The sequence below is a fragment of the Marinomonas ostreistagni genome (assembly GCF_016461785.1).
Taxonomy (GTDB): domain Bacteria; phylum Pseudomonadota; class Gammaproteobacteria; order Pseudomonadales; family Marinomonadaceae; genus Marinomonas; species Marinomonas ostreistagni_A.
Genome location: NZ_JAEMUH010000014.1, coordinates 77423 through 101829, shown reverse-complemented (window position 1 = coordinate 101829; position 24407 = coordinate 77423). Strand labels below are relative to the sequence as shown.

The 24407-nt window shown below is 43.7% G+C and carries 25 protein-coding genes; 17 read left to right on the top strand and 8 right to left on the bottom strand.

What is annotated here, in order from left to right; all coding sequences use genetic code 11:
- The first annotated feature begins 107 nt into the window (after nt 1-107).
- The 11 genes from JHD44_RS14765 to JHD44_RS14715 all read left to right on the top strand — a co-directional run bounded on the left by JHD44_RS14765 (nt 108) and on the right by JHD44_RS14715 (nt 14217).
- On the top strand, nt 108-1061 hold the full coding sequence (locus tag JHD44_RS14765; protein WP_199463534.1) for a 1-aminocyclopropane-1-carboxylate deaminase/D-cysteine desulfhydrase: 954 nt from the start codon (nt 108-110) through the stop codon (nt 1059-1061).
- Between the two features lie 169 nt (nt 1062-1230).
- Nucleotides 1231-2112: an NAD(+) kinase gene (locus JHD44_RS14760; protein ID WP_199463533.1), complete on the top strand. Its 882-nt coding sequence runs from the start codon at nt 1231-1233 to the stop codon at nt 2110-2112.
- A 15-nt stretch (nt 2113-2127) separates the two neighbouring features.
- The gene (locus JHD44_RS14755; RefSeq protein WP_199463532.1) at nt 2128-3000 is read left to right on the top strand and encodes a rhomboid family intramembrane serine protease; all 873 of its coding nucleotides are present in this window, start codon (nt 2128-2130) and stop codon (nt 2998-3000) included.
- Between the two features lie 26 nt (nt 3001-3026).
- Complete coding sequence (locus JHD44_RS14750) at nt 3027-3305, top strand: YeaC family protein (protein WP_199463531.1); 279 nt, start codon at nt 3027-3029, stop codon at nt 3303-3305.
- On the top strand, nt 3302-4126 hold the full coding sequence (locus JHD44_RS14745) for a DUF2797 domain-containing protein (RefSeq protein ID WP_199463530.1): 825 nt from the start codon (nt 3302-3304) through the stop codon (nt 4124-4126). The genes JHD44_RS14750 and JHD44_RS14745 overlap by 4 nt, the downstream gene beginning before the upstream one ends.
- A 9-nt stretch (nt 4127-4135) precedes the next feature.
- Nucleotides 4136-6769: an aminopeptidase N gene (gene pepN, locus JHD44_RS14740; protein WP_199463529.1), complete on the top strand. Its 2634-nt coding sequence runs from the start codon at nt 4136-4138 to the stop codon at nt 6767-6769.
- A gap of 118 nt (nt 6770-6887) precedes the next feature.
- The gene (locus JHD44_RS14735) at nt 6888-8612 is read left to right on the top strand and encodes a hypothetical protein (RefSeq protein ID WP_199463528.1); all 1725 of its coding nucleotides are present in this window, start codon (nt 6888-6890) and stop codon (nt 8610-8612) included.
- Between the two features lie 168 nt (nt 8613-8780).
- Nucleotides 8781-12509 carry a methionine synthase gene (gene metH / locus JHD44_RS14730; protein ID WP_199463527.1) on the top strand — a complete coding sequence of 1243 codons (3729 nt, stop codon included), beginning with the start codon at nt 8781-8783 and terminating at the stop codon, nt 12507-12509.
- On the top strand, nt 12496-12951 hold the full coding sequence (locus JHD44_RS14725; RefSeq protein ID WP_199463526.1) for a hypothetical protein: 456 nt from the start codon (nt 12496-12498) through the stop codon (nt 12949-12951). The genes metH and JHD44_RS14725 overlap by 14 nt, the downstream gene beginning before the upstream one ends.
- A gap of 4 nt (nt 12952-12955) precedes the next feature.
- Entirely contained in the window at nt 12956-13564 is a 609-nt protein-coding gene (gene cobO, locus JHD44_RS14720) for a cob(I)yrinic acid a,c-diamide adenosyltransferase (protein ID WP_199463525.1), read from the top strand.
- Between the two features lie 299 nt (nt 13565-13863).
- Nucleotides 13864-14217: a RidA family protein gene (locus JHD44_RS14715; RefSeq protein ID WP_133559736.1), complete on the top strand. Its 354-nt coding sequence runs from the start codon at nt 13864-13866 to the stop codon at nt 14215-14217.
- 4 nt (nt 14218-14221) lie between these two features.
- Here the strand turns inward: JHD44_RS14715 and JHD44_RS14710 are convergent, their stop codons facing one another.
- From JHD44_RS14710 to JHD44_RS14690, 5 genes are all read right to left on the bottom strand, one after another.
- Complete coding sequence (locus JHD44_RS14710) at nt 14222-14722, bottom strand: Crp/Fnr family transcriptional regulator (protein WP_199463524.1); 501 nt, start codon at nt 14720-14722, stop codon at nt 14222-14224.
- 128 nt (nt 14723-14850) lie between these two features.
- On the bottom strand, nt 14851-15684 hold the full coding sequence (locus JHD44_RS14705) for an MOSC domain-containing protein (RefSeq protein WP_199463523.1): 834 nt from the start codon (nt 15682-15684) through the stop codon (nt 14851-14853).
- 320 nt (nt 15685-16004) lie between these two features.
- A complete protein-coding gene (locus tag JHD44_RS14700) occupies nt 16005-17171 on the bottom strand; it encodes a type III PLP-dependent enzyme (RefSeq protein ID WP_199463568.1) in 1167 nt (388 codons plus the stop codon).
- Between the two features lie 262 nt (nt 17172-17433).
- On the bottom strand, nt 17434-17853 hold the full coding sequence (locus JHD44_RS14695) for a DUF6691 family protein (RefSeq protein ID WP_199463522.1): 420 nt from the start codon (nt 17851-17853) through the stop codon (nt 17434-17436).
- Between the two features lie 11 nt (nt 17854-17864).
- Entirely contained in the window at nt 17865-18263 is a 399-nt protein-coding gene (locus JHD44_RS14690) for a YeeE/YedE family protein (RefSeq protein WP_199463521.1), read from the bottom strand.
- Between the two features lie 131 nt (nt 18264-18394).
- Between JHD44_RS14690 and JHD44_RS19245 the strand changes: the two genes are divergently transcribed.
- A complete protein-coding gene (locus JHD44_RS19245) occupies nt 18395-18817 on the top strand; it encodes a DUF6942 family protein (RefSeq protein ID WP_418903736.1) in 423 nt (140 codons plus the stop codon).
- On the top strand, nt 18814-19251 hold the full coding sequence (locus tag JHD44_RS14685) for a TerB family tellurite resistance protein (RefSeq protein ID WP_199463520.1): 438 nt from the start codon (nt 18814-18816) through the stop codon (nt 19249-19251). Before JHD44_RS19245 ends, JHD44_RS14685 begins: the two co-directional genes overlap by 4 nt.
- 163 nt (nt 19252-19414) lie before the next feature.
- Here JHD44_RS14685 and trmJ read toward each other — a convergent pair whose 3' ends face one another.
- Both trmJ and JHD44_RS14675 read right to left on the bottom strand, forming a co-directional pair.
- Nucleotides 19415-20176, bottom strand: coding sequence for a tRNA (cytosine(32)/uridine(32)-2'-O)-methyltransferase TrmJ (trmJ, locus tag JHD44_RS14680; RefSeq protein ID WP_199463519.1), 762 nt, complete (start codon nt 20174-20176; stop codon nt 19415-19417).
- A 28-nt stretch (nt 20177-20204) separates the two neighbouring features.
- Nucleotides 20205-21503 carry a J domain-containing protein gene (locus JHD44_RS14675; protein ID WP_199463518.1) on the bottom strand — a complete coding sequence of 433 codons (1299 nt, stop codon included), beginning with the start codon at nt 21501-21503 and terminating at the stop codon, nt 20205-20207.
- A 143-nt stretch (nt 21504-21646) separates the two neighbouring features.
- Here JHD44_RS14675 and moaC point away from each other — a divergent pair, with 143 nt between their 5' ends.
- Genes moaC through JHD44_RS14655 form a run of 4 tightly spaced genes read left to right on the top strand, consistent with a single transcriptional unit; the run spans nt 21647 to nt 23080 of the window.
- Nucleotides 21647-22129, top strand: a complete 483-nt coding sequence (moaC, locus tag JHD44_RS14670; protein ID WP_199463517.1) for a cyclic pyranopterin monophosphate synthase MoaC — start codon at nt 21647-21649, stop codon at nt 22127-22129.
- On the top strand, nt 22122-22376 hold the full coding sequence (locus tag JHD44_RS14665) for a MoaD/ThiS family protein (protein ID WP_199463516.1): 255 nt from the start codon (nt 22122-22124) through the stop codon (nt 22374-22376). Before moaC ends, JHD44_RS14665 begins: the two co-directional genes overlap by 8 nt.
- A 1-nt stretch (nt 22377) precedes the next feature.
- On the top strand, nt 22378-22824 hold the full coding sequence (gene moaE / locus JHD44_RS14660; RefSeq protein WP_199463515.1) for a molybdopterin synthase catalytic subunit MoaE: 447 nt from the start codon (nt 22378-22380) through the stop codon (nt 22822-22824).
- Between the two features lie 34 nt (nt 22825-22858).
- The gene (locus JHD44_RS14655; protein WP_199463514.1) at nt 22859-23080 is read left to right on the top strand and encodes a hypothetical protein; all 222 of its coding nucleotides are present in this window, start codon (nt 22859-22861) and stop codon (nt 23078-23080) included.
- Between the two features lie 7 nt (nt 23081-23087).
- On the opposite strand, the gene JHD44_RS14650 is transcribed toward JHD44_RS14655, so the two are convergent.
- Entirely contained in the window at nt 23088-24338 is a 1251-nt protein-coding gene (locus tag JHD44_RS14650; RefSeq protein WP_199463513.1) for a tyrosine-type recombinase/integrase, read from the bottom strand.
- Nucleotides 24339-24407 lie beyond the last annotated feature (69 nt).

Here is a 24407-nt window from a genome sequence, read left to right as displayed (position 1 = left end):
ATTCTCCGATGTTAGTAGCCTATTGCTTGTTACAGTGTAACAAATAAACTCCTTAACATAAGTGCGGACTTAATAAATAATTACTCATTAAGTAAACGTATTTTGTCATGCATGATTTTAGATACGAAGCCTTTAAGATTGATCTGTTACGTAACAATAGAATGATTATTGAACCTTTGTTTTTACCCGCACAACACACCAGCGGTTGCCAGTTTTACATATATCGTGGTGACTTAGAGTGCAGCATCGCACCTGGCAACAAGCGTCATAAGCTTAAGTATCATTTACAGCAAGCTAGTAAAAAGAATAAAAGCATACTTGCCACATTTGGTGGGCCTCATTCAAACCATATTTCAGCCTTTGTGGCTCAGTGTAAACACCAAGGGTTAACCCCGTTAATTGTCGTGCGGGGTGAAACTTGGGCCGAATTAACACCGACATTGCGTCAAGCTGTCGCTTTAGGTGCGCTCTTGTTTCCATGTGAGCGAGTGGATTACAAACTAGGGTTAGGGGCCAAGATTAAGAAAACCATTGATGAATATTATGATCATCAGGTGTATTGGATTCCGGAAGGTGGTGCTGGGGCTGAGGGGGTTCTCGGGTGCTTGGATTGGGCTAATGAGATTTATTCGTTGAGTCATGACAAGTCGTTTCACTTATGTATTGCTAGCGGAACAGGAACTACGGCTGCAGGCTTTGCAGCATCTCATTTCAAAGGAATGACAGTATTCTCAGCGTTAAAGGGGGCCAGTACATTAACGCAAGATGTTGAACGCCAGTGCCAAGACGCTGGGTTAACGATTAATGCTACGATAGAAGGATTTGATGAGTCACTTCATGGTGGATTTGGCAAAGTTTCAGCAGAGCAACTTTCCTTCTTGAAAGACCTTAAGAAGCTCAACCCCAATATTCCTTTAGACCCTTTGTATACTTCTAAAATGGTCTACAAAGTGAACCAGTTGTGTAGATGGGGGAAGTGGCAGCATGATCAAACTTTGTTTATTCATACGGGAGGGTTGCAGGGCTGGCAAGGGCTACCTTCAGACAAACAAGTGTATTAAGGTCGTTTTCAATACGGTCAATAGTGTCGTGTCGTAGCCTATAGCGTTGCTTCATGATACATTCTACGCTTAGGTAGCTTGTTGGCTAATTGATTGAAACCACAGCAAAATTAATTTCGTTCTGGCAAACGTTGCCGTGTACGAATCAGTGATGGGAAAGATTGATTACATGAGTCTTTTTAGACGAATCGGTATTATTGCGCGTCTTGATAAACCCCAAATTCTAGACACGGTGAAAAAACTAACGGATTTTCTTTTAGAGCAAGGTGTTACACCTGTTCTGGAAGCAGATTTGGCTACCATGATGTCTGGAGCAAAACTTTCATCTGCTCCTTTGAAGGAGTTAGGTGACCGTTGTGACCTAGTGATCGTTGTCGGTGGGGATGGCAGCTTTTTAGGGGCCGCTAGGGCAATCATTGACTACGACATTCCAGTACTGGGTATGAACCGTGGTACGTTAGGATTCTTGACAGATATTTCTCCCACAGACTTTGAAAAAGAGTTAGAGCCGATTCTTCGAGGAGAATACCTTGAAGAAAAGCGCTTCATGATCGAAGCAAAGATTAAGCGCCAGAACCGACCAAGTGGTGAGGGTATCGCCTTAAATGATTTGGTGCTTCACCCAGGCAAGTCGGCTCGAATGATTCGCTTTGATCTATTTATTGATGATCAGTTCGTCATGAATCAAAAATCTGACGGTCTCATTGTTGCAACACCAACAGGCTCTACTGCGTATGCTTTATCTGCAGGTGGACCTATAATGTTGCCGAAGCTTGATGCACTTGTATTAGTGCCAATGCACCCTCATACACTAAGTAATCGTCCTATCGTGATTGACGCTGATGCTAAAATTCGAATCGTTGTCTGTGAATCGAATTTAACGTACCCAAGCGTGAGTTGTGATGGTCAACTTAACATTACCGCTGCCCCAGGTGATGAAATTCACATTACACGTCGTAAGGGAGGAATCCGTTTGATTCATCCAAAAGATCACGATTTTTACGATGTGTGTCGTACTAAGCTTGGATGGCAGTCAGGTTATCGCCAATAGGTTAGCCGTATCAGTATGGTTTTACTTTATGAATTTGCTGTCAATGAGTCTCCAGAGTCACTGAGTAAGATTCTTTGGCAGCAACGTATCGGACATCGTATTGTTCAGTCTAACAGCCATGATCAATTATGGGTGCTAGATCCCTCCGATACACATCAAGCAATGGAATTACTTCAGTTATGGCAGCAGTCACCAACCGAGGAGGTTGAACTGACTAATGTCACTCCTAGGCACAAGAAACCAAGTTCTCCTATTTTTCAACAATGGCATAAGTCTCCCATGGCGCTGGCCTTCATTGTGTTGTCATGTTTAGTAGCTGTCATTACTGGTTTAGGTGACTACTTAGACACCATCAGTTGGTTTACGATCTCGTCGTTTGAAGTGATCGGCAATCGTATTCAGTTTGATCCATTAGCCGAAGTGTTAAGTAAAGGAGAATACTGGCGTCTGTTGACACCGGCATTCCTGCACTTTGGTATCGCTCATCTTATTTTCAATTCGTTATGGGTCTGGGAAGTCGGACGTAAGCTTGAGCGTCTGATGGGCTCTCTAATATGGTTGGCTTTTGCGATATTTGTCTCAGTCGTGAGCAATATCGGACAATACTTAATGAATGGTTATCCTTTGTTTGGCGGGCTATCAGGCTTAGTGTATGGCTTAATCGCTTTTGCTTGGGTAATGCCTTATCTAATCAAGGGGTGGCCAGCCATCATTTCAAAACCACTGATGGTGTTTTTTGTGGTTTGGTTGATCGCAGGTTACACCGACGTTTTTTCTATCCTCGGCCTTGGCAATATGGCCAATGAAGCGCATCTAATGGGTTTAGTTTCAGGTTTGGTCTTTGCAGGTATCTACAGTCTGCTCTGGAAACTAATCAAACAACGCTAATTAACCGGTTACCGGTAGAGTGAGTTATGAACTTTAAAGATATGATCGACAATATGTCGCCCGAAGTATATGGCCGTTTGAAGCAAGCGGTTGAATTAGGTAAATGGCCCAATGGCGTAAAACTTACGCCTGAGCAAACTGAGCTATGTATGCAAGCGATTATTACATATGACTATACCAATAAGCCTGAAGAAGAACGTGTTGGCTTCATTGATCGTGAGGCACATTTGGGTTGCAGTAGTAAAAAAGACACCCTCGAACATGAAACCGTGAAATGGGTAACCAACCCGGACAGTAAGCAATGATCCAAGGCAATATTCGCAAAATGCCAGCCATGGTTATAGATGGCAAAGTTAATTACGAGTTAAAACTTGGCGATCAGCTTTTTCAGCTTGATCAAGCAATTGGACAAAAGGTCTCCTTAAATTTTACAGGGGCAATAAACTGTATTCATTGTGGTCGCGCCAGTAAAAAATCATTTAGCCAAGGCTACTGTTACCCTTGTTTTAAAAAACTAGCGGCGTGTGATACATGCATTATGAGTCCTGAAAAGTGCCACTACTTTGAAGGAACTTGTCGTGAGCCTGAATGGGCCGACAAATACTGTATGCAAAGTCATTATGTGTACTTGTCGAATACAACGTCTTTAAAAGTTGGTATCACTCGAGGTGATCAACTGCCAACGCGCTGGATTGACCAAGGTGCAACACAAGCTCGCGCCATGTTTTTGGTGGAAAATCGTCGCATGTCTGGTTTGGTAGAAACTTTATTTAAATCTGAAGTGGCTGACAAAACCAACTGGCGAAATATGCTAAAAGGCTTAGATGTCGATATAAACCTTGAGTCAGAGCAAGAACGATTGATTAATCGTTTATGGGAAGGTCTAGACGCACTGCAAAACGAATATGGACTACAATCCATTCAAGAATTGTCTGCTGATAATGTCACACATGAATTTGTATACCCTGTACTGGAATACCCCACTAAAATAGCAAGTATCAATGCGGAAAAAACGCCGTTGGTAGAAGGCACGTTATTGGGTATCAAAGGTCAATACTGGATTTTGGACACAGGCGTTATCAACCTACGCAAATACACAGGATATGAAGCGGAATTCACGCTATAGGAGCCGATCATGGCAGAGCAAAAGCCGTCAGCAATTTATTTAAAAGATTACACCGTTCCAAACTTTTTAATTGATAAAACAGAACTGACTTTCGATCTAGACGAGACGCAAACTATTGTGACGTCACGCCTGCATTTACGTCGCAACCCAGAAAGTAAGGTACAAACCTCTGCACTGGTATTGGACGGTGGGGAAGATGTGAAATTGATTGGCGTAGCAATTGATGAGTATGCCTTGCCAGAGCAGGAATATACGAACAAAGATGACAAGCTTATTATCACCGCAACACCCAATGAGTTTGTGCTGACATGCGAAACGATGATCGAGCCACAGAACAATACTAAGCTTGAAGGTTTATATCGTTCATCTTCTATGTTCTGTACCCAATGTGAAGCAGAAGGCTTCCGTCATATTACGTACTACTTAGATCGTCCTGATGTAATGTCGATATTTACTACAACGATTATTGGCGATGAATCACGTTACCCAGTGATGCTTTCAAATGGTAATGAAATCGAGCGTGGTAAAACAGAAGAGGGTAAAACCTTCGTAACATGGCACGACCCGTTTAAAAAGCCTGCATACCTGTTTGCTTTGGTAGCCGGTGATCTTGAAGTATTAAACGATAATTTCACGACCATGAGCGGTCGTGATGTAAAACTGCAAATTTTCACTGAGAAGCACAACATCGACAAAGTCGATTTTGCTATGGACTCTCTGAAGCGTTCTATGAAGTGGGACGAAGAAGTGTATGGCCGTGAATACGATCTAGATATCTTTATGATCGTAGCGGTGGATGACTTCAATATGGGCGCGATGGAAAATAAAGGGCTCAACATTTTTAACTCTTCTTGTTTGCTGGCCAGCCCAGAAACCACAACCGATGATGCGTATTTACGTGTTGAAGCCGTTGTGGCGCATGAGTATTTCCATAACTGGTCGGGCAACCGAGTGACCTGTCGTGATTGGTTCCAGTTAAGCTTAAAAGAAGGTTTTACCGTATTCCGTGATCAGTCCTTCTCGGCTGATACGCATTCAGATGTCGTGAAACGTGTTGAGGATGTGTCTTTCCTTAAAACAGCTCAGTTCGCTGAGGATGCAGGCCCAATGTCTCACCCGATTCGACCTGCTTCATTTATCGAGATTTCAAACTTCTACACCTTAACAATTTACGAGAAGGGCGCTGAAGTGGTGCGTATGATTCATACGCTACTGGGCGAAGAAGGCTTCCGTAAGGGTTCTGATCTCTATTTTGAGCGCCATGATGGCCAAGCGGTGACCTGTGACGATTTTGTTAAGGCTATGGAAGATGCTAATGGCGTCGATTTGAGCCAATTCAAACGTTGGTATTCACAAGCAGGAACGCCGCGTCTGACAGTAACGGATAGCTATGATGAGCAAGCTCAAACTTACAGCTTGACGATTCAGCAGATGACACCGCCAACACCTAATCAGCCGACTAAGTTAGCATTACATATTCCAGTGAAGGTTGGTTTGGTTGGTCAGTCAAATGAAGCGTTAAGCTTTACTTTTGATGGACAAACTCAAGACGAAGTTGTGCTACATGTGAATGATGTTGAACAAACGTTTGTGTTTGAAAACGTTATGTCTAAGCCGGTTCCGTCATTGCTTCGTGGTTTCTCTGCTCCTGTGAAACTTGACTACGATTACTCAACAGAGCAATTGCTACAATTGATGTCTGGAGACCCTGATGGATTTAACCGTTGGAGTGCATCACAACAGCTGGCTGTTAATGAACTGAATAAACTGATTGAGCAATACCAAAATGGCGCACAATTCAGCGAGGAAACACCGTTAGTTGAAGGCTTTAAAGCATTGCTTGCCGATGAAAGCCTTGATCCTGCCATGGTGGCATTGATCCTTGGTTTGCCAAGTCAGGCTTATATGTCAGAACTGGCTGATAAGATTGATCCACAAGCTATCAAAGCAGCGCGAGAACATCTTCGTGGGATTGCTGCGAAAGCTCTTGAAGTTGAGTTTAAACATGTCTACGAAAGCAATGCTGTAAGTGAGGCTTACCAAGCCAATGCAGAACAAATCGCCAAACGTTCTCTTAAGAATGCCGCACTAAGCTACTGGGTAGCCTCTGGTAGTGACGAAGCGAAAGCAGCTGTGGTTCGTCAATACCGTAATGCAGACAATATGACGGATCAGTTTGCCGCATTGTCTTGTGTTGTGCATTTCAACTTGGCAGAAGCTGATGAACTGCTGAATGCATTCTTTGAACAATGGAAGCATGAAGCGCTTGTGGTGAATAAATGGCTAATGCTGTCTGCCGCGCGTGAGCAGGAAAATGGTTTAGAGCAAGTTAAGGCTTTGATGGAACATCCAAGCTTTGACATCAAGAACCCTAATAAACTGCGCTCAGTTATTGGTGGCTTAGGTCAAAACGTTGACGCATTCCATAATCTAGATGGCAGCGGTTATGCATTTTTGGCGGATCAGATTATTTTGTTAAATAAGCGTAATCCTCAGATTGCATCTCGTCTTTGTACACCGCTAACGCGTTGGCAGAGAATGGTGCCGGCGCTAGCGGAAAAAATGAAAGGGGAGCTTGAGCGTATTGCGAGAGAAGATCTTTCAAAAGATGTTTACGAAGTGGTTTCAAAATCACTGGCTTAAATTAGAGAAAAGCGCTGGTCAGACCAGCGCTTTTTTTTGTAAGGTAAACGTCAACAATACAATCTACAATTAACTGGTTGATTTTGAAGATCTGTTCAACGGAGATGGGAGAACTATAATGAGAAAGCCATATCGCTATGTTGTACCGGTTGCGCTGGGAGTGGCGTTAAGTGCTTGCAGTACGACTCAAACGAGTGAGAAAGATTCGTCTACGTTGATACATTCTAGTATGTCAGCCAGTGACACATCTGATCAGGCTTTTGCCTCTAATAGTAATTCTTCAAAATTGGATGATGCTAAGCTTCTGGAGCAAGAGCGTGTGATCCGTGACCTTCGTAAGCAGTTAGCGCAAAACTCAGAGAAATTAGTGATATTAACTGCCCAGCTCGATGAGAAAGATCGTTTACTTGCAAATTTAATGTCTACTGATGAAGATGCTTCTCAACTCATCGAAATCGAAAGGTTACAAAATGAAAGAGAAGTGCTTGAGAGAAAGTACAATCAGCTACGACTGGAGAATGATCGCTTAACCCAACGTGTGGCTGATCTTGAAAGCCAAGCTCAAAAAACTGAACTACAACTAGTGCAGCATCAGAGTGATTTTATAGAACTGAATAAAAACTTCCGTACTTTGGATAGCGCCCACTATTCACTCTCAAAAGACTATCGAGACCTATCTATTAAGCATGCCCACCTTAAAAGTGAATTAGAGTCACTAGTGTCAGAGAATGGTAGGCTATTAAGTGAATTTAATGCCATTAAACAGGAAAATTTAACGTTGGGTGGTGCTTTATCAGAAGCAAGAGCTCAGCATCAAGTTCTTTGGGATAAGATACGTGTTCAAAGTAATGTGATTGATACTCTGCAAGCAGAGAATGCCAACTTAAATCGCAATGGATCCATTATTAGTGCCTCAGAAAATTCTGATGGAAGTAATACTGTAGACACGGCGCAATTAGAATCCCAAATCTCCCGCCTAAAAGCTGAACTCAATGCGCAAAATAGCTTAATTTCAAACTATCAAAATGATGTTCAGAAATTAGAGCAAGCGCTTGTTCGTCAGGAAGATGATTTAGGTAATCAGCTGTCTAGTGTTGAGATGAAGTACCGCGAAGCAGTGGCTGAAAATGCGGCGCTAAACCGTGAGATCAAGACTGTTCAGGAGATGTTAGAAGTTAGTGAGAAAAATGCACAACAGCTTCAACAAACTCTCCAGAATACTTCTGCAGAAAAAGATGCCGTTTTAGCCCAGTTATCAGAATTGAAGCAGCGTTATGCTGCCTCCAGTGAACGCGTGCAACAATTAGAAAATCAGTCTCAGCAGCAACAGGAAGAAAAGGCTCGCCTAGAGAACCAAGTTAATAACTTGATACCTTTTGAAGGGGCGGTTCTGTCTTTGCAACAACAGTTGAAAAGTGAGTTATCCGATGTTCGTTGGACGCTGCCAACTTCCGCTAATCTCCACGATACTTTTGAAATTCAGCTCTCTGCGACGGTTGATCAGCCGGTGCAAGGTCAAACCTATTTTGCGGAACTTTTTACGGACAGTGCCTTGAGTATGATGAGTTCGTCTGAGGCTGAGGCAACGGTTAATCAAGGCAAACTGAATTTTCGTTGGCGCCTAAGTGGTCTGAATGAGCGACCTAATGCTACGATGAATGTTTCGGTTACCCAAGCCGTTAACTACGATGGCCAAATGATACTTCGAAAGGTTTATCGGGATGCCCAAAGCGTTGAGCTGATATCTAATGATTGGCTGGGCAAATACGGTTTCTGGTTGGCTGCTATCCTAGGTGGCCTGTTAATTGGTTTTGTTGGTGGAAAAGTCGGTAAGCGAAGCTAATACCCAGCACTGCCATTGTTAAGCAATTCAATCATGGCGCAATTTAGCTGAAATCTGCTCAATTGCGCCATCACTTCACAATCCTTCATCTTAGCATTACTAAAATTCAACAACTTGCGTGATGAGTTTGTTATATTAGGCTCGCATTCAAATATAGAGGTAGTGGCAGTGGTTCAGTCTGATTCATATGAAGTTATTGAGAATCGTTTAAAGGATAATATTCTGATCTTGGATGGTGGTATGGGTACCATGATTCAAAGCTACAAGCTTGAGGAGCAGGATTATCGAGGCGAGCGTTTCAGTGACTGGCACAGTGAACTTAAAGGCAACAATGACCTACTGTCATTGACTCAACCTAAAATTATTAAGGCCATCCATTCGGCGTACCTAGAGGCTGGCTCGGATATTATCGAGACTAACACCTTTAATGCTAACTCGATCTCGATGCTCGACTACCATATGGAGTCTTTGAGCTACGAGATTAACTATGAGTCTGCAAAACTGGCGCGTGAAGCGGCCGATGAATATACTGCCAAGAACCCCAACAAGCCACGTTTTGTTGCGGGTGCGGTAGGACCTACTAGCAGAACTTGCACTATCTCGCCGGATGTAAACGATCCAGGTTTTCGTAATGTGTCATTTGACCAATTAGTGGAAGCGTATACGGTTTCCATTGATGGCTTGATTAAAGGCGGTTCCGACCTGCTTCTAATCGAAACCATTTTCGATACCCTAAATGCCAAAGCCGCTATTTTTGCTGCGCTTCAGTACTTTGAAGATCATGGTGTTCGTTACCCAATTATGATCTCTGGTACGATAACCGATGCATCGGGTCGTACACTTTCTGGTCAAACTACAGAAGCCTTTTGGAACTCAATCTCCCACGCTCGACCTATTTCTGTAGGTTTGAACTGTGCATTGGGGCCAAAAGATCTACGTCAGTACATCGAAGAGCTTTCAAATATTGCTGACACCCACGTATCTGCGCACCCTAACGCAGGTCTGCCAAATGCGTTTGGTGAATACGATGAAACGCCTGAAGAAATGCTGGAAGAGATTCAATCTTGGGTGGACGCCGGTTTCTTGAACATCATTGGTGGTTGTTGTGGTACGGAGCCAAGCCACATCAAAGCCTTTGCCGGTGCGTTTCTAGAGGCGACGCCTCGTGTTGTCCCTGAGATTGCAAAAGAATGTCGTCTATCTGGTCTTGAGCCATTTAACATCAGCGATGAAAGTTTATTTGTTAACGTCGGTGAGCGTACCAACGTAACGGGTTCTGCGATGTTTAAACGCCTGATCAAAGAGGGTGATTTCGACACAGCGCTAGATGTTGCGCGTCAACAGGTAGAAAACGGTGCACAAATCATCGATATCAACATGGACGAGGGGATGCTGGATTCAGAAGCCGCTATGGAGCGCTTCTTGAAACTGATCGCCTCTGAGCCAGATATCTCTCGTGTGCCGATCATGTTGGACTCGTCCAAATGGGAAATTCTAGAAACGGGCCTTAAGAACATTCAAGGTAAGGGTGTTGTTAACTCGATCAGCTTGAAAGAAGGTGAAGGAAAATTCATCGAACAAGCTAAACTGCTGATGAAATACGGTGCAGCGGTTATCGTAATGGCATTTGACGAAGTAGGTCAGGCAGATACACGAGAGCGTAAAATCGAAATCTGTCGCCGTTCATACGATGTGTTGGTAAACAAAGTGGGCTTCCCACCAGAAGACATCATTTTTGACCCGAACATCTTTGCTATCGCAACAGGCATCGAAGAGCACAACCGTTACGCCTTAGACTTCATTGAAGCGACGGGTGATATCAAGCGCGAATTGCCATACGCGAAAATTTCTGGTGGCGTATCGAACGTATCCTTCTCGTTCCGTGGTAACAACCCTGTTCGTGAAGCGATCCACGCGGTGTTCCTATACCATGCAATCAAAAACGGCATGACCATGGGTATTGTAAACGCAGGTCAACTTGCCGTTTACGAAGACATTCCTAAGCGTCTACGTGATGCGGTGGAAGATGCTGTGCTTAACCGCACACCAGATGCGACAGACAACCTTTTAGCCATGGCCGGTGAATTCGCGGGTACTGGCGAAGTAGCTGAAAAAGAAACACAAGAGTGGCGTGGCTTGCCGGTTGGCGAGCGTCTGACACATGCCTTAGTCAAAGGTATCACTGAGTTTATCGATGAAGATACCGAAGAAGCACGTCAACAGTTTGACCGTCCTTTAGAAGTAATCGAAGGTCCTTTGATGGATGGTATGGGTGTGGTCGGTGACCTATTTGGTTCCGGCAAAATGTTCCTGCCTCAGGTCGTTAAGTCAGCACGTGTTATGAAGAAAGCCGTGGCTTACTTAATGCCGTTTATCGAGGAAGAAAAAGCTCGTAATCAAACGCAAGGCTCTTCTAGTGCCGGTAAAGTGATTATGGCCACTGTAAAAGGTGACGTACACGATATCGGTAAGAACATCGTTGGTGTAGTGCTGCAATGTAACAACTTCGAAGTCATCGACCTTGGTGTTATGGTGCCATCTGAAAAAATCTTACGTACCGCGAAAGAGGAAAATGCAGACATTATCGGTTTGTCTGGCCTAATCACGCCATCATTAGATGAAATGGTACACGTTGCCAAAGAAATGCAGCGTCAAGGCTTTACTATTCCTGTCATGATTGGTGGTGCGACAACCTCTAAAGCACACACTGCGGTTAAGATTGAGCAGAACTACAAGAACAACCAAGTAGTTCACGTTACTAATGCTTCGCGAAGTGTAAGTGTTGCCAGTAACTTACTGACTAAAGATGCTGAGCGTCATGCTAAGTTCATTGCTGAAATCAAAGACGATTACGAGAAGACACGTATTCGTTTTAAAGATCGTGCTAAAGCGGGTCGTCGTGTATCACTTGATAAGGCGCGTCTCAATAAAACACCAGTGGATTTCTCAAACATCAAAACACCAGAGAAATTGGGTGTCACAGTCTTTGATACAACAGATATCGACTTCAATGAAGTGCAAAACTACATCGACTGGACGCCATTCTTCCAAACTTGGGAGCTTGCCGGCGCCTACCCACGCATCTTAACGGATGAAGTCGTTGGTGAAGAGGCGACACGCTTGTTTGAAGATGCCAAAGCTATGTTAGCAACGGTAATCGAAGAAAGTTGGTTAGACGCGAAAGCGGTCGTGGGTTTATTCCCAGCAAACCAAGTGAACCATGATGACGTGGTAATCTACACAGACGAATCACGTACTGAAGAAGTCATGACCCTAAGCTTCTTACGTAACCAAAACGAGCTCAATGCACCGGGCAAATACAACCAGTGTCTTTCTGACTTCGTGGCAACCAAAGAGCAGGGTAACGATTACATCGGTGCTTTTGCTTGTGCTGCAGGCTTTGGTATCGATGCGATCGTTGCACGCTTCGAGGCGGATCATGATGACTACAACTCAATCATGATCAAAGCCGTAGCAGACCGTCTAGCAGAAGCCACTGCGGAATACCTACACGAGAAAGTTCGTAAAGAACTATGGGGTTATGCGCCTGATGAATCGCTAACGAACGAAGAGCTAATCAAAGAGCGTTACAAAGGCATTCGTCCTGCTCCAGGGTACCCTGCATGTCCTGATCATACTGAGAAAGACAAGCTTTGGGAGTTGCTGGATGTTACTAAAAACACGGGTATGGAAATCACTGAAAGCTACGCGATGCTACCTACCGCTGCGGTGAGCGGCTGGTACTTTGGCAACGCAGAAAGTAACTACTTCGGTGTCGGTAAAATTGGTCCTGATCAAGTAGATAGCTACGCAGAGCGTAAGGGCATGTCAAAAGATGATGCCGAGCGTTGGTTGGCCCCGAACCTAGGATACGACCCAGAGGATGATCGAATTTAATTCGCCATTCAGTCTTCAAGCGGACATTCAACTTAAGATCTCAAGCCAAATGGCTTGGGATCTTTTCACCTTGCCCGACCAAGAGAGTTGGAATCATGCGATTCAATCGTTAAATTCTGACTTTGGTTTCCTAACTGGTTCGCTTCAAACTATAAAATTTCAATCTCTTCGCGGGCCATACATTTCAAGACTTGAAGTCATCGAATCTAATCCAGGTAATCTACTCGTATTAGAAGGGCATTTCCGTCATTGTCTTGTTAGGCATACAGAGCAATGGCAAATCAAATTTTCATCAATTAGCGCAACGCAAACAGAAGTGAACATATCTTTTGTATTAAGTGGCACATTTGCATCGCGCATTTGGGATGAAAAGAAATTAATCATAAATAATATATTAAATTTATGGCTGGAGAGTTTGAAGCTTCAGTCTGAGAGGTTTTAATAATATGGCAAAAGCAATTCATGACCCAGAAAAGCATGCAGAGCGCATGAAGAAAATTAAAGAGCATGTCGACAAGAGAATTGCTAAGGCCCAAGAAGAAAAGGGTACCTTTGTACTGCTTACAGGTAATGGTAAAGGAAAGTCTAGTTCCGCATTAGGCATGGTTGCCCGCGCATTAGGTCATGATATGAAGGTCGGTGTTGTGCAGTTTCTAAAAGGCGAATGGAACACTGGTGAGATTGATTTCTTTAAGTCTCATCCAAATGTCACTTGGCACATCATGGAAACTGGTTTTACTTGGGAGAGCCAAAACCGTGAGAAAGACATCGAAAGCTCTAAGCTGACTTGGGAGAAAGCAGAGCAGCTACTTCAAGATGAAAGCTATGATCTTGTTGTGTTAGATGAACTTACATACTTACTTCACTACGAATATCTTGAAGCTGATAGAGTGCTCAAAGCACTAATGGAACGTCCAGAAATGCAGCACCTTGTCGTGACAGGCCGTGGTGCAAGCGATGAGCTAATTGAGCTTTCTGATACCGTCAGTGAAATCAAAGAAATCAAACACGCATTCAAGCGAGGCATTAAAGCCCAGAAAGGCTTGGAGTTCTAATCGCACGAGCCATCTCCGCATGGCGATTCAGGCTCATCATCCCCGATGAAATCGGGTCATACGAGCGGTTAATATAGCATTTGATCGTAGGGCCGCGGTGTGCTTGAGATAAGCTGTTACCCCTCGGAAACCGAGGTCCTACATCTACGATTTAAACTCAACTTCCCCGCTGGATTGGGTTTGTGCTACCAAGATACTGAGAATACTAAGCATATGGTTCTGTATTTTCTTGATAATTTAGTCAGATAAACTGCTTTTAGATTGTTATTATAGCTTTTTTAACTATTGGAGAAGTAGTCATGGCAGCGATTGAGCGTCAAGAAGTAGGTCAGCGTATGAGCCGTATTGTTAAGCATAACGGCATGGTTTTTTTATGTGGCCAAGTTGCTGCGGATGCGAATACTGATATTTCTGAGCAAACTCAAACTATGCTAGATAAAGTTGATGCATTGCTTGAGCAAGCTGGTTCCAGTCGTGAACATATGCTTTCCGCGACTGTCTACCTTCGTGATATGAAAGACTTCGCGGCTATGAACGCGGTTTGGGATGCCTGGGTTCCAGAAGGCCATGCACCAGCGCGTGCTTGTGTTGAAGCACGCCTAGCGCGAGCAGAGTTGTTGGTTGAGATCTCAGTGGTAGCTGCTGAAAAATAACTCTTTAGTGTTTGCTAAGGTCGACGCTGATTCCAGCGTCGGCAATAGTATGGCTCAATATTTGTATGTTGCGTGCCATATCTCTTGATAAGTTTAGTATTAAGATTCCAAAATCAAACGCGAACTGATCATGGAACTCACCAAATACTGAGTAATCAATTTCCAATAGTACGACGTCAGAATCTGCGACAGCATAACCATTTCTCGAAGACAAAGAGATCATTGTTACATATCCCAATGCTTGACCAAATGTCACCCGTCGAATTAAAGATGATACGTCGCTTTGGTCTCGGTAATAGCTTAGAGCGCCTTCAATAATAATAAAAAAACTGTCACCTTTATCACCATCGCCAAAAAGCTGCTCATTTTCTTTTAAATGAAGCATTTTTCCACGATTCACTAAGTAATCAATGGACGAAGCGCTGAGGGCTCCAAATATAGATCCTGTCTTTAACGTATCTGCTGTGAGATCGTAAGGGCAGTTTTTAGTGTTGACTGTATTCATGACAATCACCTCCCTTTGACTAAAGCTTATGTCTGTTGTAGAGGTTTAGCCATGTAATTTACTTAGAGTTTCGTAGCAAACCGTAATCGTTTGCTACTTAAAGTACTATTAGATGTCGTTAAAATTTATTAACGCTTATCTTTGTAAGGGTATGCGGGCTGAAACTCTAATATCTCTACCTCATCACCTACACTGATGTTTCCCTCGTTTTCAGCGACTAAATTCACCCCAAACGTAACACCTTCTTTTGCGATTAAGCGAAACTTGGCAAGTGTTTTAAGGGGCTCTCCCTTACGGCTTCTTTCAGAAGTTTTCGGGTCTAATGTGGTAAAAATACAGCGTTCGCATGGTTTAACATTTTCAAAAATCACATCGCCAATTCGAATTCTCTTCCAAGTATCTTCGGCAAAGGGTTCATTGCCAGTGATGACGATATTTGGTCGAAAACGTTCCATCTCATTTACTTGAGGGCCGCTGTTGTTTAGGTCTTCAAGTGAAGCCTCGGTAGTCAAAAGAAAAGGGTAGCCGTCAGCAAATGCAACAGGGAGATCCGGTCTGCGACTTGTAAAGCGCTCGGACTGATCACCAAAATAGACAAGTTTAACGGGCTGTTTTAGTAATTCGCTAAACCAAGTATCAAATTCGCTGCTGGTTAATTGCCCTCGCACGGGAGTTTCCCAGATTTCAACGTCGATGTAGTGATCATCAAATTGATCTGGATTGATCGAGATACCGACAGACTGTTGTGGGTGGCTTAAGGAAAGCGTAGTACCAGTAATGCTTGCTTCGATAAGTGTTAGAGCAGGGTAGTCTCGCGCCGTTAAAAATAGCCCTTTTTCATCAATTAACATATAGCGTCGATCAAACTCTAATCCAGATAATGTGACCCTAGATGAGTTCAATGGAACAACTTTACAAGATTTTAAAGGGTAAACGGCTAATTGAGAGACTTTAAGAGACACAAATAATCCTTAGATGAAATGATCGTTAAGGTATCTTATAGGTATTGATCAACAATCGCCATACGGAGATGTCTCTATCGCAAACAGGAGCCAGCTCGTACGACCCGATTCAATCGGGGATGGCGGCATTTAAATCGTAGTTTTAGGACCTCGGTTTCCGAGGGAAAATATCTTGTCCCGCGCACAGCGCAGTCCTACAATCAAAGGCCAGATTGAGTAAACGAGGGGGCTCCGCTCGCACGCCTCATAAACAAAGCGGCCCCCTGTAATGTTGGAACATCACAGGGGGCCGGTCTGTTACCTAATTCAAGGTAAGTGTATTAGATGTAGTAGGATTTTAGCGGAGGGAAGCCGTTAAACTCTACTGCACTGTAAGTAGTGGTGTAAGCACCTGTAGACAACCAGTACAAGCGATCACCGATAGCAAGGTTCAAAGGTAGACCGTATTTGTAGTGCTCGTACATAATATCGGCACTATCACATGTTGGGCCTGCAATGATCACTTCTTCAAGTTCCCCTGTTTTCTCAACATGAATAGGGTATTTGATCGACTCATCCAACGTTTCAATCAAACCTGAAAATTTACCAACATCAGTGAAAATCCAACGGTTAAGTGCAGTGTGTGACTTACGAGAAATCAATACCACTTCACTTACCAAGATGCCCGCATTTGAAATCAAAGAGCGACCTGGCTCTAGGATAATTCGCGGCATATCATCACCAAAGTCTTCTTCCAAGAATCGAGTGATTTCTTCAGCATAGGTAGCCAGATCATTAGTACGGCTGATGTAGTTCGCAGGGAAGCCACCACCCATATTGATCATTTTTAAAGTGATGTTGTCCTCACTCTTTAGACGCTCAAAAATCACTTTAACGCTAGCAATCGCTGCATCCCATGCGCCAATATCACGTTGCTGAGAACCTACGTGGAATGATACACCGTATGGTTCTAAACCTAGTTCTTTAGCCAAAATCAACAGATCCATGGCCATGTCAGGGCGACAACCAAATTTGCGAGACAGTGGCCAATCAGCAGATACAGTACCTTCTGTCAGAATGCGAACGTAAACTCGTGAACCAGGTGCCGCTTTAGCAATATTACGAAGGTCAGCTTCTGAATCGGTTGCAAACATACGTACACCTTTCTCGTAGAAGTAGCGAACGTCCTGAGCTTTTTTGATCGTGTTGCCGTAGCTAACTTGCTCAGGTTTCACGCCACCAATGGCAAGTAACTTGTCTAGCTCGTAGCGGGATGCAACATCAAAGTTTGATCCGCGATCACGTAAAAGCGTTAAAATTTCTGGCGCTGGGTTGGCCTTGATGGCGTAGAAAATATCAGCTGTTGGAAAGCCTTTTGCCAACTCAGTGTACGCTTCGTCGATCATTTTAGTATCGATCACAACAAAAGGGGTTTCCTTTGTGTCAGCCAAAGACTTTAAGCGTTTGAATTGATCAGGTGTGTAAAAAGAATGTACATCAATAGGCATCATTGACATGGCGCATTGCTCCTTATTTTGAGAAAACATAATCCGAAAAATACGCCTTTACCTCCCCCCATCCTACTTATGGCTGTTACTTATCCGGCGTATTAGGCCTTAAGCGACTAGCGCAGCAGTTGAAGCGGTGCGGAATATGTTCAGCAACGACGCGAGGCGAAATTTAAGACGCAATGTACTTCACGTCAAGTAAATTTTTATCTTTTTTTGGGTATAAAAAAAGGCCCCGAAGAGCCTTTTAGTCTATAGAGTTCTAACCATTATTGCGATGGTTTTGAAAGTGAAAAAGTGCAGACCCTGCGATCAAGGCGCCGACAAAGTAAACACCTTCCATTGGATTATTGGTAAGAGCTGTTAAACCTGGGCCTGGGCAGTAACCGCTTAGCCCCCAGCCGATGCCAAATAGCGCAGCGCCGAGGATCAAATTCTTATCGATATCGCGGCGGGTTGGGACATACCATTTATCGGCTAACCACGGCTGCGTTCGTCGATTGCGAATGATGTAACCAATCATCCCAATCACAACAGCGCCGCCCATTACAAAAATTAAAGACGGGTTCCAATTCCCAAATATATCTAAAAAACCAATAACGACAGAAGGGTTAGTCATTTCAGATATAGCAAGACCAAGTCCAAATAGAAGGCCGGTAAAAAATGTGATGATTGCGTACATACGGACAGCTCCTACTTAGTCAACAAAACAGTGATGATGGCGGTACTCATGAACACCGCTGTGGCAATCAAAGAGCGTGGTGATAGACGAGAAATACCACAAACACCATGACCACTGGTACAGCCACTTCCTAAACGTGTTCCATAGCCCACCAAGAGGCCTGATATAATCAATATTAATGGACTTCTCATTTCAGGGAAGGGCTGAGATGGCTCTACCAAAATGCCATAAGCGCTACCACCAATGATCAGGCCTATCACAAACAAAAAAGGTAGGAATCGATCTTTACTAAACAAAGCTTGCGCCAGAATGCCACTTATACCGACTACTTTGCCTGTAAGGAGTAGGTAAGCAGCCGTAGTGAGACCGATAAGTAAGCCACCTATCAGGGGCATTAAAAATGCGTCCATAGTATAAACCTCGTGCGTAAAATTATTTAAATAAGAATAATCTAATATAAAGATTTTTACTAGCTTTCATGCAGAAAATTACAGTGCAGGAAGTTAGAATTTACTTAGTTAACAAATATAAAATGTGAAGAATGATTTTCTTATTACCAAATACCCCCATCCTACCAGAGCACATGGATCATTACTCGAACTGCTCCCCCAAGTTGTTGATTGACATGAATGGCAACCATTGGCGCAAAATACTCACAATCATTGCAAAGTTGCTTACTGCGCCGGGTGAGGATTGGCGTATAGTTAGGGATCAATATATATGGGAAAGGGCGAGGCTTTGCTTCAGTGCCGATGAGCTACCTTTGAAAGGCGAGTATTCTGTTATCGTAGGTAAGACTTTTCTCGAGGAACTGCCCATTCCGCATGATGCAGACCAAATTGTATGTGGTAAGCATGCTGTTTATATTTCGGGTTCATGTATTTGGAGCCCATATTTGGACTATCGCCAATTCCCTAATATGCTTATTGAGGCGTTAAAAACAAGGCTTAAGGTTTCTCCATGATTAATGCGTTAAAAAAATTATTTAGCTCAACTGAAACCATCGTTGATCCAATTAGCTATCAAAAAGCAGTTGCTGCACTGTTACTTGAGGTAGTGATAGCCGATGATGAAATACATCCTGATGAAGAGCAATCAGCAAAACATGCAATCAAATCTGTAAGCGATTTAGGTGAGGATGTTGATCGTTTATTTGATGAAGTAAAAAGTACCATTCATGATGCTAACGACGCCTACCAGTTCACAAAAGTGATCAACGAACAGGCGAATTTAGAACAGAAGTTTGAATTATTGAAATGCTTATGGCGAGTAGCCTATGCAGATGGCAAGCTTGATGCTCACGAAGATCATCGAATTCGAAAAATTAGCGAACTCTTATTTATGCAGCACTCGGAATTTATACAAGCAAAATTGGCAGTCATTGAAGAAATGAAATAAGACGTATATACCGTATGTTATCTACTGATAACTTAATCTGGCCTTTGATTGTAGGACTGCGCTGTGCGCAGGATAAGCTGCTATCCCTCGGAAACCGAGGTCCTACATCTTCGATTCAAACACAGATTCCCTGATTGGAATAAGGTAGAATGGCAAGTTAGTTTTATTCCTGCTCTTTGGTTTTCTTCGCCTCGTGACTCATGCCTTCATTCAGGCCAGCTTCACGATCGACCGCGGCTAGAACACCACGTAAAATACCTAATTCTTGCTTCTCGGGACGTGAGCGGTTGAAGAAGCGCTTAAGTTTGTCGAGTACCTTACCTGGGTGGTTGCGAACGACGAAGTTGATGCCATACAGCGTTTCTTCAAGGTGTTCGTAGAACAAGTCCATTTCTTTTTTACGCGGGTACTCAGGCACAACCTTCTCATGAATCTGTTCATTTTGGTGAGCCATCCAAATTTCATAAGCCACGATCTGTACCGCTTGAGAAATGTTCAGGACAGGGTATTCATCGTTTGCATCAATGTAGACTTGGCGATGACACTGGGCGATTTCTTCATTTAAAAGTCCCATTGTTTCACGGCCAAATAAAATCGCAATATTGTGCTCTTTAGCTTCTGGGATAACCGTCTCAGCACATTCGCGGGCGTTCATGATCGGCAGCTGAAAGGTACGATGGCGGGCGCTGGTACCAATTACTAAACTACAGTCTGAAATCGCCTCTTCAAGAGTGTTCACAATGGTCGCATTTTCTAACAGATCTACAGCACCGGCCGCACGGCTTGTCGCTTCTTCTGATGGGTAGTCATTTGGATCAACCAAATATAAGTTGCTTAACCCCATGTTTTTCATAGCGCGTGCGATAGCGCCGATATTGCCAGGATGGAAGGTATTGATCAGTACAATGCGAATATTGCTAAGCATGAAATGGTAACTCGTTTACGTTATCAGATTACGGAGTATCTAGGTTTCTCAAGCTAAGCGTTTGTTCCGTGCTGGCAAAACTGACTTGTTCTAGCACAGTGCGCTGTTGCTCATTAAATAGGAAACGCTGACAGGCGTGATGATACAGTGAACCTGTCTCTAACACCAACCGATAGCTTCCTTTTGGGATAAAGTTGGCGGCAAAAGGTTGGTTAGCGTGAAGATAAATTGAAAAGGGAGGTAAGCCTTCTAAAGATTGAAAGGTCAGCATGCTCGATTCGGATAGCTGATTAATGATTCTAAGGCGACTTGTACCTTCGGCATGACCAATGATTTCACCATGAATAGGGGCGACACCGGGATGGCCGACACAACCTGTTTGCAGGGCTCGTTCGGCTGTACCGAAACCAAAGTTTTCTGCTTTTGACCAACCAGTGATCCCCTTGAAGCTCAGGGTGAACCAATCGCCTTGTGCCTGAATGACATCGACAGATTGCATGACAGGGATGGTTTGCTTAATGTCTGAAGCAACACTCGGTTCCGTAAACAGCCTCGTGCTATCAAGAGTATAATGCTCGCCCAAACGATACTGTGGATACAGACCGCCAACGTACTCCTGCACGTCATCTGAGGACGAACTGATTATGTCATTCCAATAGTTCGTGCTGTATATCCCCATCGCAAAAGTTGCTAAGTAAGTGCAGGTTACAAAAGCAGCTTTGGCTGCATAGCGAGTAAACGGGACTATGTTAGCGTTATTTGTATGTTGATTTTTTGACTCAAAGAAGCTTTCTTGATCGACAGAATTAAAAGGCTCTTTTTCACTGTCTTGATGCGATTGATGTTGTGTCTCATATTCATTGCTATGAAAAGATTGAGAGGCATCACTTTTACGCATCTCTTCATACAGTGCATTCATTCTACGCTGATGCAAGGTGCTTCGAGCGTTGCGTAAGGCTTCTTCTCGGACGCGGTCTTGTTGAGCGTTGCTACGTTTCATTTGTTCGTAGGCGCGCTGTTGTTCTTTAACGTACTCGCGCTGTTTGGCGTCGTTGTCAAATTCATAACGCTCAAAGCCTGAAGTATTCTTAGAGGTGGCTTTTTCAGTAAAATCATAAGGCTTCCACTCTTGTCCTTGACTGCGTTTAATCGCCGATAAGACATTTTGGTAGGCGTCATGAATACGTTGGAAGTGTTCGGTAGTATCCGTTCCGGGGTTTTTATCAGGATGAAAACGACGTGCTAAACGACGGTAGGCGGCTTTGGCTTCCTGCTCCGTTGCATTGGTTGGCAATTCAAGAAGATTAAAATCGTCGATTAGGCTCATAGGGTCAACTTACGTCAATTTCACAGCATTATGCCTCAATAACGTCTGAGTAAAAAGTTATCGGGCGCTTAACCCTTGATTTGTACAGAGGTTTTGCCAAACTAGGCGTTTTTTGACAGTACAATTGGTATAAGTGAGATGGCATGAGTGACACATTGACCCACCTTGATTCCAACGGCAACGCGCATATGGTTGACGTGAGTGATAAAGACGTAACCAAACGCATGGCCACAGCACGATCAGTTGTGAAAATGCTGCCAGATACTTTAAAGAGAGTGATAGAAGGCGGCCTACCGAAAGGCGATGTGCTTGCAACAGTCCGTATTGCCGGTATTCAAGCGGCGAAGAAAACTCCCGACCTCATTCCTTTGTGCCATCCATTGATGCTGACCAAAATCACCTTGGATATTAATGTGCTAGATGACTGCCATATTGAAATCCTATGTACCTGCTCATTGAGTGGTAAGACAGGCGTTGAAATGGAAGCCCTAACCGGCGCAAGCGTTGCGGCCTTGACGCTTTACGATATGTGCAAAGCGGTCGATAAAGGCATCGTGATTTGTGAAACCGCGTTGCTAGAAAAACACGGTGGTAAAAGCGGCTCTTGGAGTGCAAATCGTGGCTAATCTGAAAATTGTCTTCTTTGCATCTCTTCGTGAAACCATGAAATGTGACGAGCTAGAGCTTCAAATTGAGAGTGAATTAACGGTTCGTCAGCTGAAAGAAAAACTAGCAGAGCAACTTCAACAGCCCTTATTACTTGAAGAAAAGGTTAAAGCCGCAATTGATTTTGACTTTGCCCGCGATGATGATGTGATTGAGCCTGAAAAAGTGCGTGAAGTGGCATTCTTCCCACCGGTAACAGGGGGCTAATATGATCGCCGTTCAAGAACAGGACTTCAACGTCCAAGAGCTCTACGAGTCATTGTGCATTGCCCATAAAACCGGTGCTGTAGTCATGTTTGTTGGCCGTGTACGGGATTTTAGTGATGATCCAGCGCAATCCAGTTTTGTGCTTGAGCACTACCCGGGCATGACCGAACATAATCTTGAAAAGATTGTCTCCGAAGCCAAACAGCGCTGGACATTGCTAGATGTCAAAGTCGTTCACCGAGTCGGTAAATTGTCTGTCGATGATCAAATTGTTTTCGTTGGCGTTTCATCTGCACACCGCGCTGAAGCCTTTGCTGCTTGTGACTTCATTATGGACTACTTAAAAAGCCGCGCTGCCTTTTGGAAAAAAGAAATCACCCCAGAAAGAGAAGAGTGGGTTGAGGCGAAGAAGAGTGACGAAACCAGCCTAGAGCGTTGGAATAAATAACATCAACCACTACATTGAATAATTTGGAGTTATCGTGCCTAACTGGTTACGCATTTTAATGATAGGCGGACGCATTCCGTCTGTTTGGCTGTTGCGGCCTTTATCCATGATTACCGCATTTCTTTTGGCTATGAAAGCTCCGGAGCTTGAAGGCATCAACCAACGTATTTTCGCATACGTTGGACTGTCTGCTATTTTGTTATGGTGCTTTATTTGGTTGGTGTGGCACCTAAGAAATCGACTCAATAAACGTTAATAATTTATTAACTCGGTCTTAGCGATTTCTTTCTTCCGCTGGCGTGGCGTTCACGGTATTCGGTATCAATATAGCGGTCCGTCGTTGCCATGCTGGCATGACCTGCGTCTTCTCGAACGTGCTCTTTTGGACGCACTTTCACATCTTCTGAAATGCCGGTGTGACGCAGCCAGTGCACTGTAGCGACACGAAGGTCTTCAGCATCCGATTTTAGGCCGTCATCACACATTCGATAGAAAGCTTGATCGAAACAATGCTGCACGATATTACGCACTTGGCGTGAACTGGTCATGGCGCCTTGTCCTCGATTTTTCGGAATAAGTGCGGTTTGTTCAGCTACCGTTGGTAAATCGGGGAGCTGACGAAAACGGCGATAGCGAATCAGTGCATTGAGCATTTCATCCGATACGCTGACTAAGCGCTCTTTATTCCCTTTTGATAAAACCTTAAACCACCAGTTACCATCGGCGTCTTTGATAAAATCGCCCATAATCGGCGCTGATCGTTCATCGGCAACCAATTCTGAAATACGCAAATACATGCCCAGTAGTGCATTCATGATGAACAAAGTGCGTTCATGGGTTGCCGGGTCTTCTTCGGCCATTAATTCAGCCGTTTCGATTACATAATCCCATTGTAAATTTGAAATGCGTCGTACTTGGCGGCGAGTAACTTCTTTTTTTACAAACTTACTCTTTTGACGAATCAAAGCGACGGGGTTTTGTTGCACCGCTTCTTCCTGCATTAAAAAGCCATAGTAAGACGATAAAATAGAGAAGGTAGCACGAATCGCAGCTTGCGATAGGGAGTATTGCTGTGACAATGGCACCTGGCCATTACGAAAGTCTAACTTTGATACGTGTGCAACAAATGGACGCCATTCATCGTTAGGGACGCGTTCCCCCATTTTGTTTTTAAAGCGAGCCACGTTTTTAGTGCCGATCCAATCTTCTGGTGGCGCATTACAGAAATGGATAAATTCTTCGATTTGATCACGGCGCAGTGCCAGAGCCGGTGATTCAACGACAAACCAAGCCCAAAGCAAGAGTCTTTCTACTTCACGACGATAAGAATTAAAAGTTGCTTGAGAACCGTTGTAACTGTAAATAAAACAAAGCGCTAATTGTAAGTCTCGCTGGTAATCCACTTTGCTAAGTTGCGGGATGTCGTTTTGCAAAGGTCCCAAAATACCATGAAACTGTGTAAATGGATTAGGCAAGTGTTCTAAGTTGTCAATTAACGGAAGTGGAGCAGACATTTGAATCATTCTTCGCTTCAAGTAAGTCTTTGCATTCTAGCATGGAAAAGAAAAATGAATGAATAACAG

Bases quoted from the DNA above. Each gene is read 5' to 3' on its own strand.
- JHD44_RS19245 (WP_418903736.1), top strand. From the start codon at position 18,395: ATGATTTTCTTATTACCAAATACCCCCATCCTACCAGAGCACATGGAT.
- JHD44_RS14745 (WP_199463530.1), top strand. From the start codon at position 3,302: ATGATCCAAGGCAATATTCGCAAAATGCCAGCCATGGTTATAGATGGC.
- JHD44_RS14725 (WP_199463526.1), top strand. From the start codon at position 12,496: ATGATCGAATTTAATTCGCCATTCAGTCTTCAAGCGGACATTCAACTT.
- JHD44_RS14695 (WP_199463522.1), bottom strand. From the start codon at position 17,853: ATGTACGCAATCATCACATTTTTTACCGGCCTTCTATTTGGACTTGGT.
- JHD44_RS14710 (WP_199463524.1), bottom strand. From the start codon at position 14,722: ATGAATACAGTCAACACTAAAAACTGCCCTTACGATCTCACAGCAGAT.
- cobO (WP_199463525.1), top strand. From the start codon at position 12,956: ATGGCAAAAGCAATTCATGACCCAGAAAAGCATGCAGAGCGCATGAAG.
- JHD44_RS14735 (WP_199463528.1), top strand. From the start codon at position 6,888: ATGAGAAAGCCATATCGCTATGTTGTACCGGTTGCGCTGGGAGTGGCG.
- JHD44_RS14750 (WP_199463531.1), top strand. From the start codon at position 3,027: ATGAACTTTAAAGATATGATCGACAATATGTCGCCCGAAGTATATGGC.
- JHD44_RS14755 (WP_199463532.1), top strand. From the start codon at position 2,128: ATGGTTTTACTTTATGAATTTGCTGTCAATGAGTCTCCAGAGTCACTG.
- JHD44_RS14675 (WP_199463518.1), bottom strand. From the start codon at position 21,503: ATGAGCCTAATCGACGATTTTAATCTTCTTGAATTGCCAACCAATGCA.
- JHD44_RS14715 (WP_133559736.1), top strand. From the start codon at position 13,864: ATGGCAGCGATTGAGCGTCAAGAAGTAGGTCAGCGTATGAGCCGTATT.
- JHD44_RS14685 (WP_199463520.1), top strand. From the start codon at position 18,814: ATGATTAATGCGTTAAAAAAATTATTTAGCTCAACTGAAACCATCGTT.
- JHD44_RS14760 (WP_199463533.1), top strand. From the start codon at position 1,231: ATGAGTCTTTTTAGACGAATCGGTATTATTGCGCGTCTTGATAAACCC.
- JHD44_RS14690 (WP_199463521.1), bottom strand. From the start codon at position 18,263: ATGGACGCATTTTTAATGCCCCTGATAGGTGGCTTACTTATCGGTCTC.
- trmJ (WP_199463519.1), bottom strand. From the start codon at position 20,176: ATGCTTAGCAATATTCGCATTGTACTGATCAATACCTTCCATCCTGGC.
- moaE (WP_199463515.1), top strand. From the start codon at position 22,378: ATGATCGCCGTTCAAGAACAGGACTTCAACGTCCAAGAGCTCTACGAG.
- JHD44_RS14700 (WP_199463568.1), bottom strand. From the start codon at position 17,171: ATGCCTATTGATGTACATTCTTTTTACACACCTGATCAATTCAAACGC.
- pepN (WP_199463529.1), top strand. From the start codon at position 4,136: ATGGCAGAGCAAAAGCCGTCAGCAATTTATTTAAAAGATTACACCGTT.
- JHD44_RS14650 (WP_199463513.1), bottom strand. From the start codon at position 24,338: ATGTCTGCTCCACTTCCGTTAATTGACAACTTAGAACACTTGCCTAAT.
- moaC (WP_199463517.1), top strand. From the start codon at position 21,647: ATGAGTGACACATTGACCCACCTTGATTCCAACGGCAACGCGCATATG.
- JHD44_RS14765 (WP_199463534.1), top strand. From the start codon at position 108: ATGCATGATTTTAGATACGAAGCCTTTAAGATTGATCTGTTACGTAAC.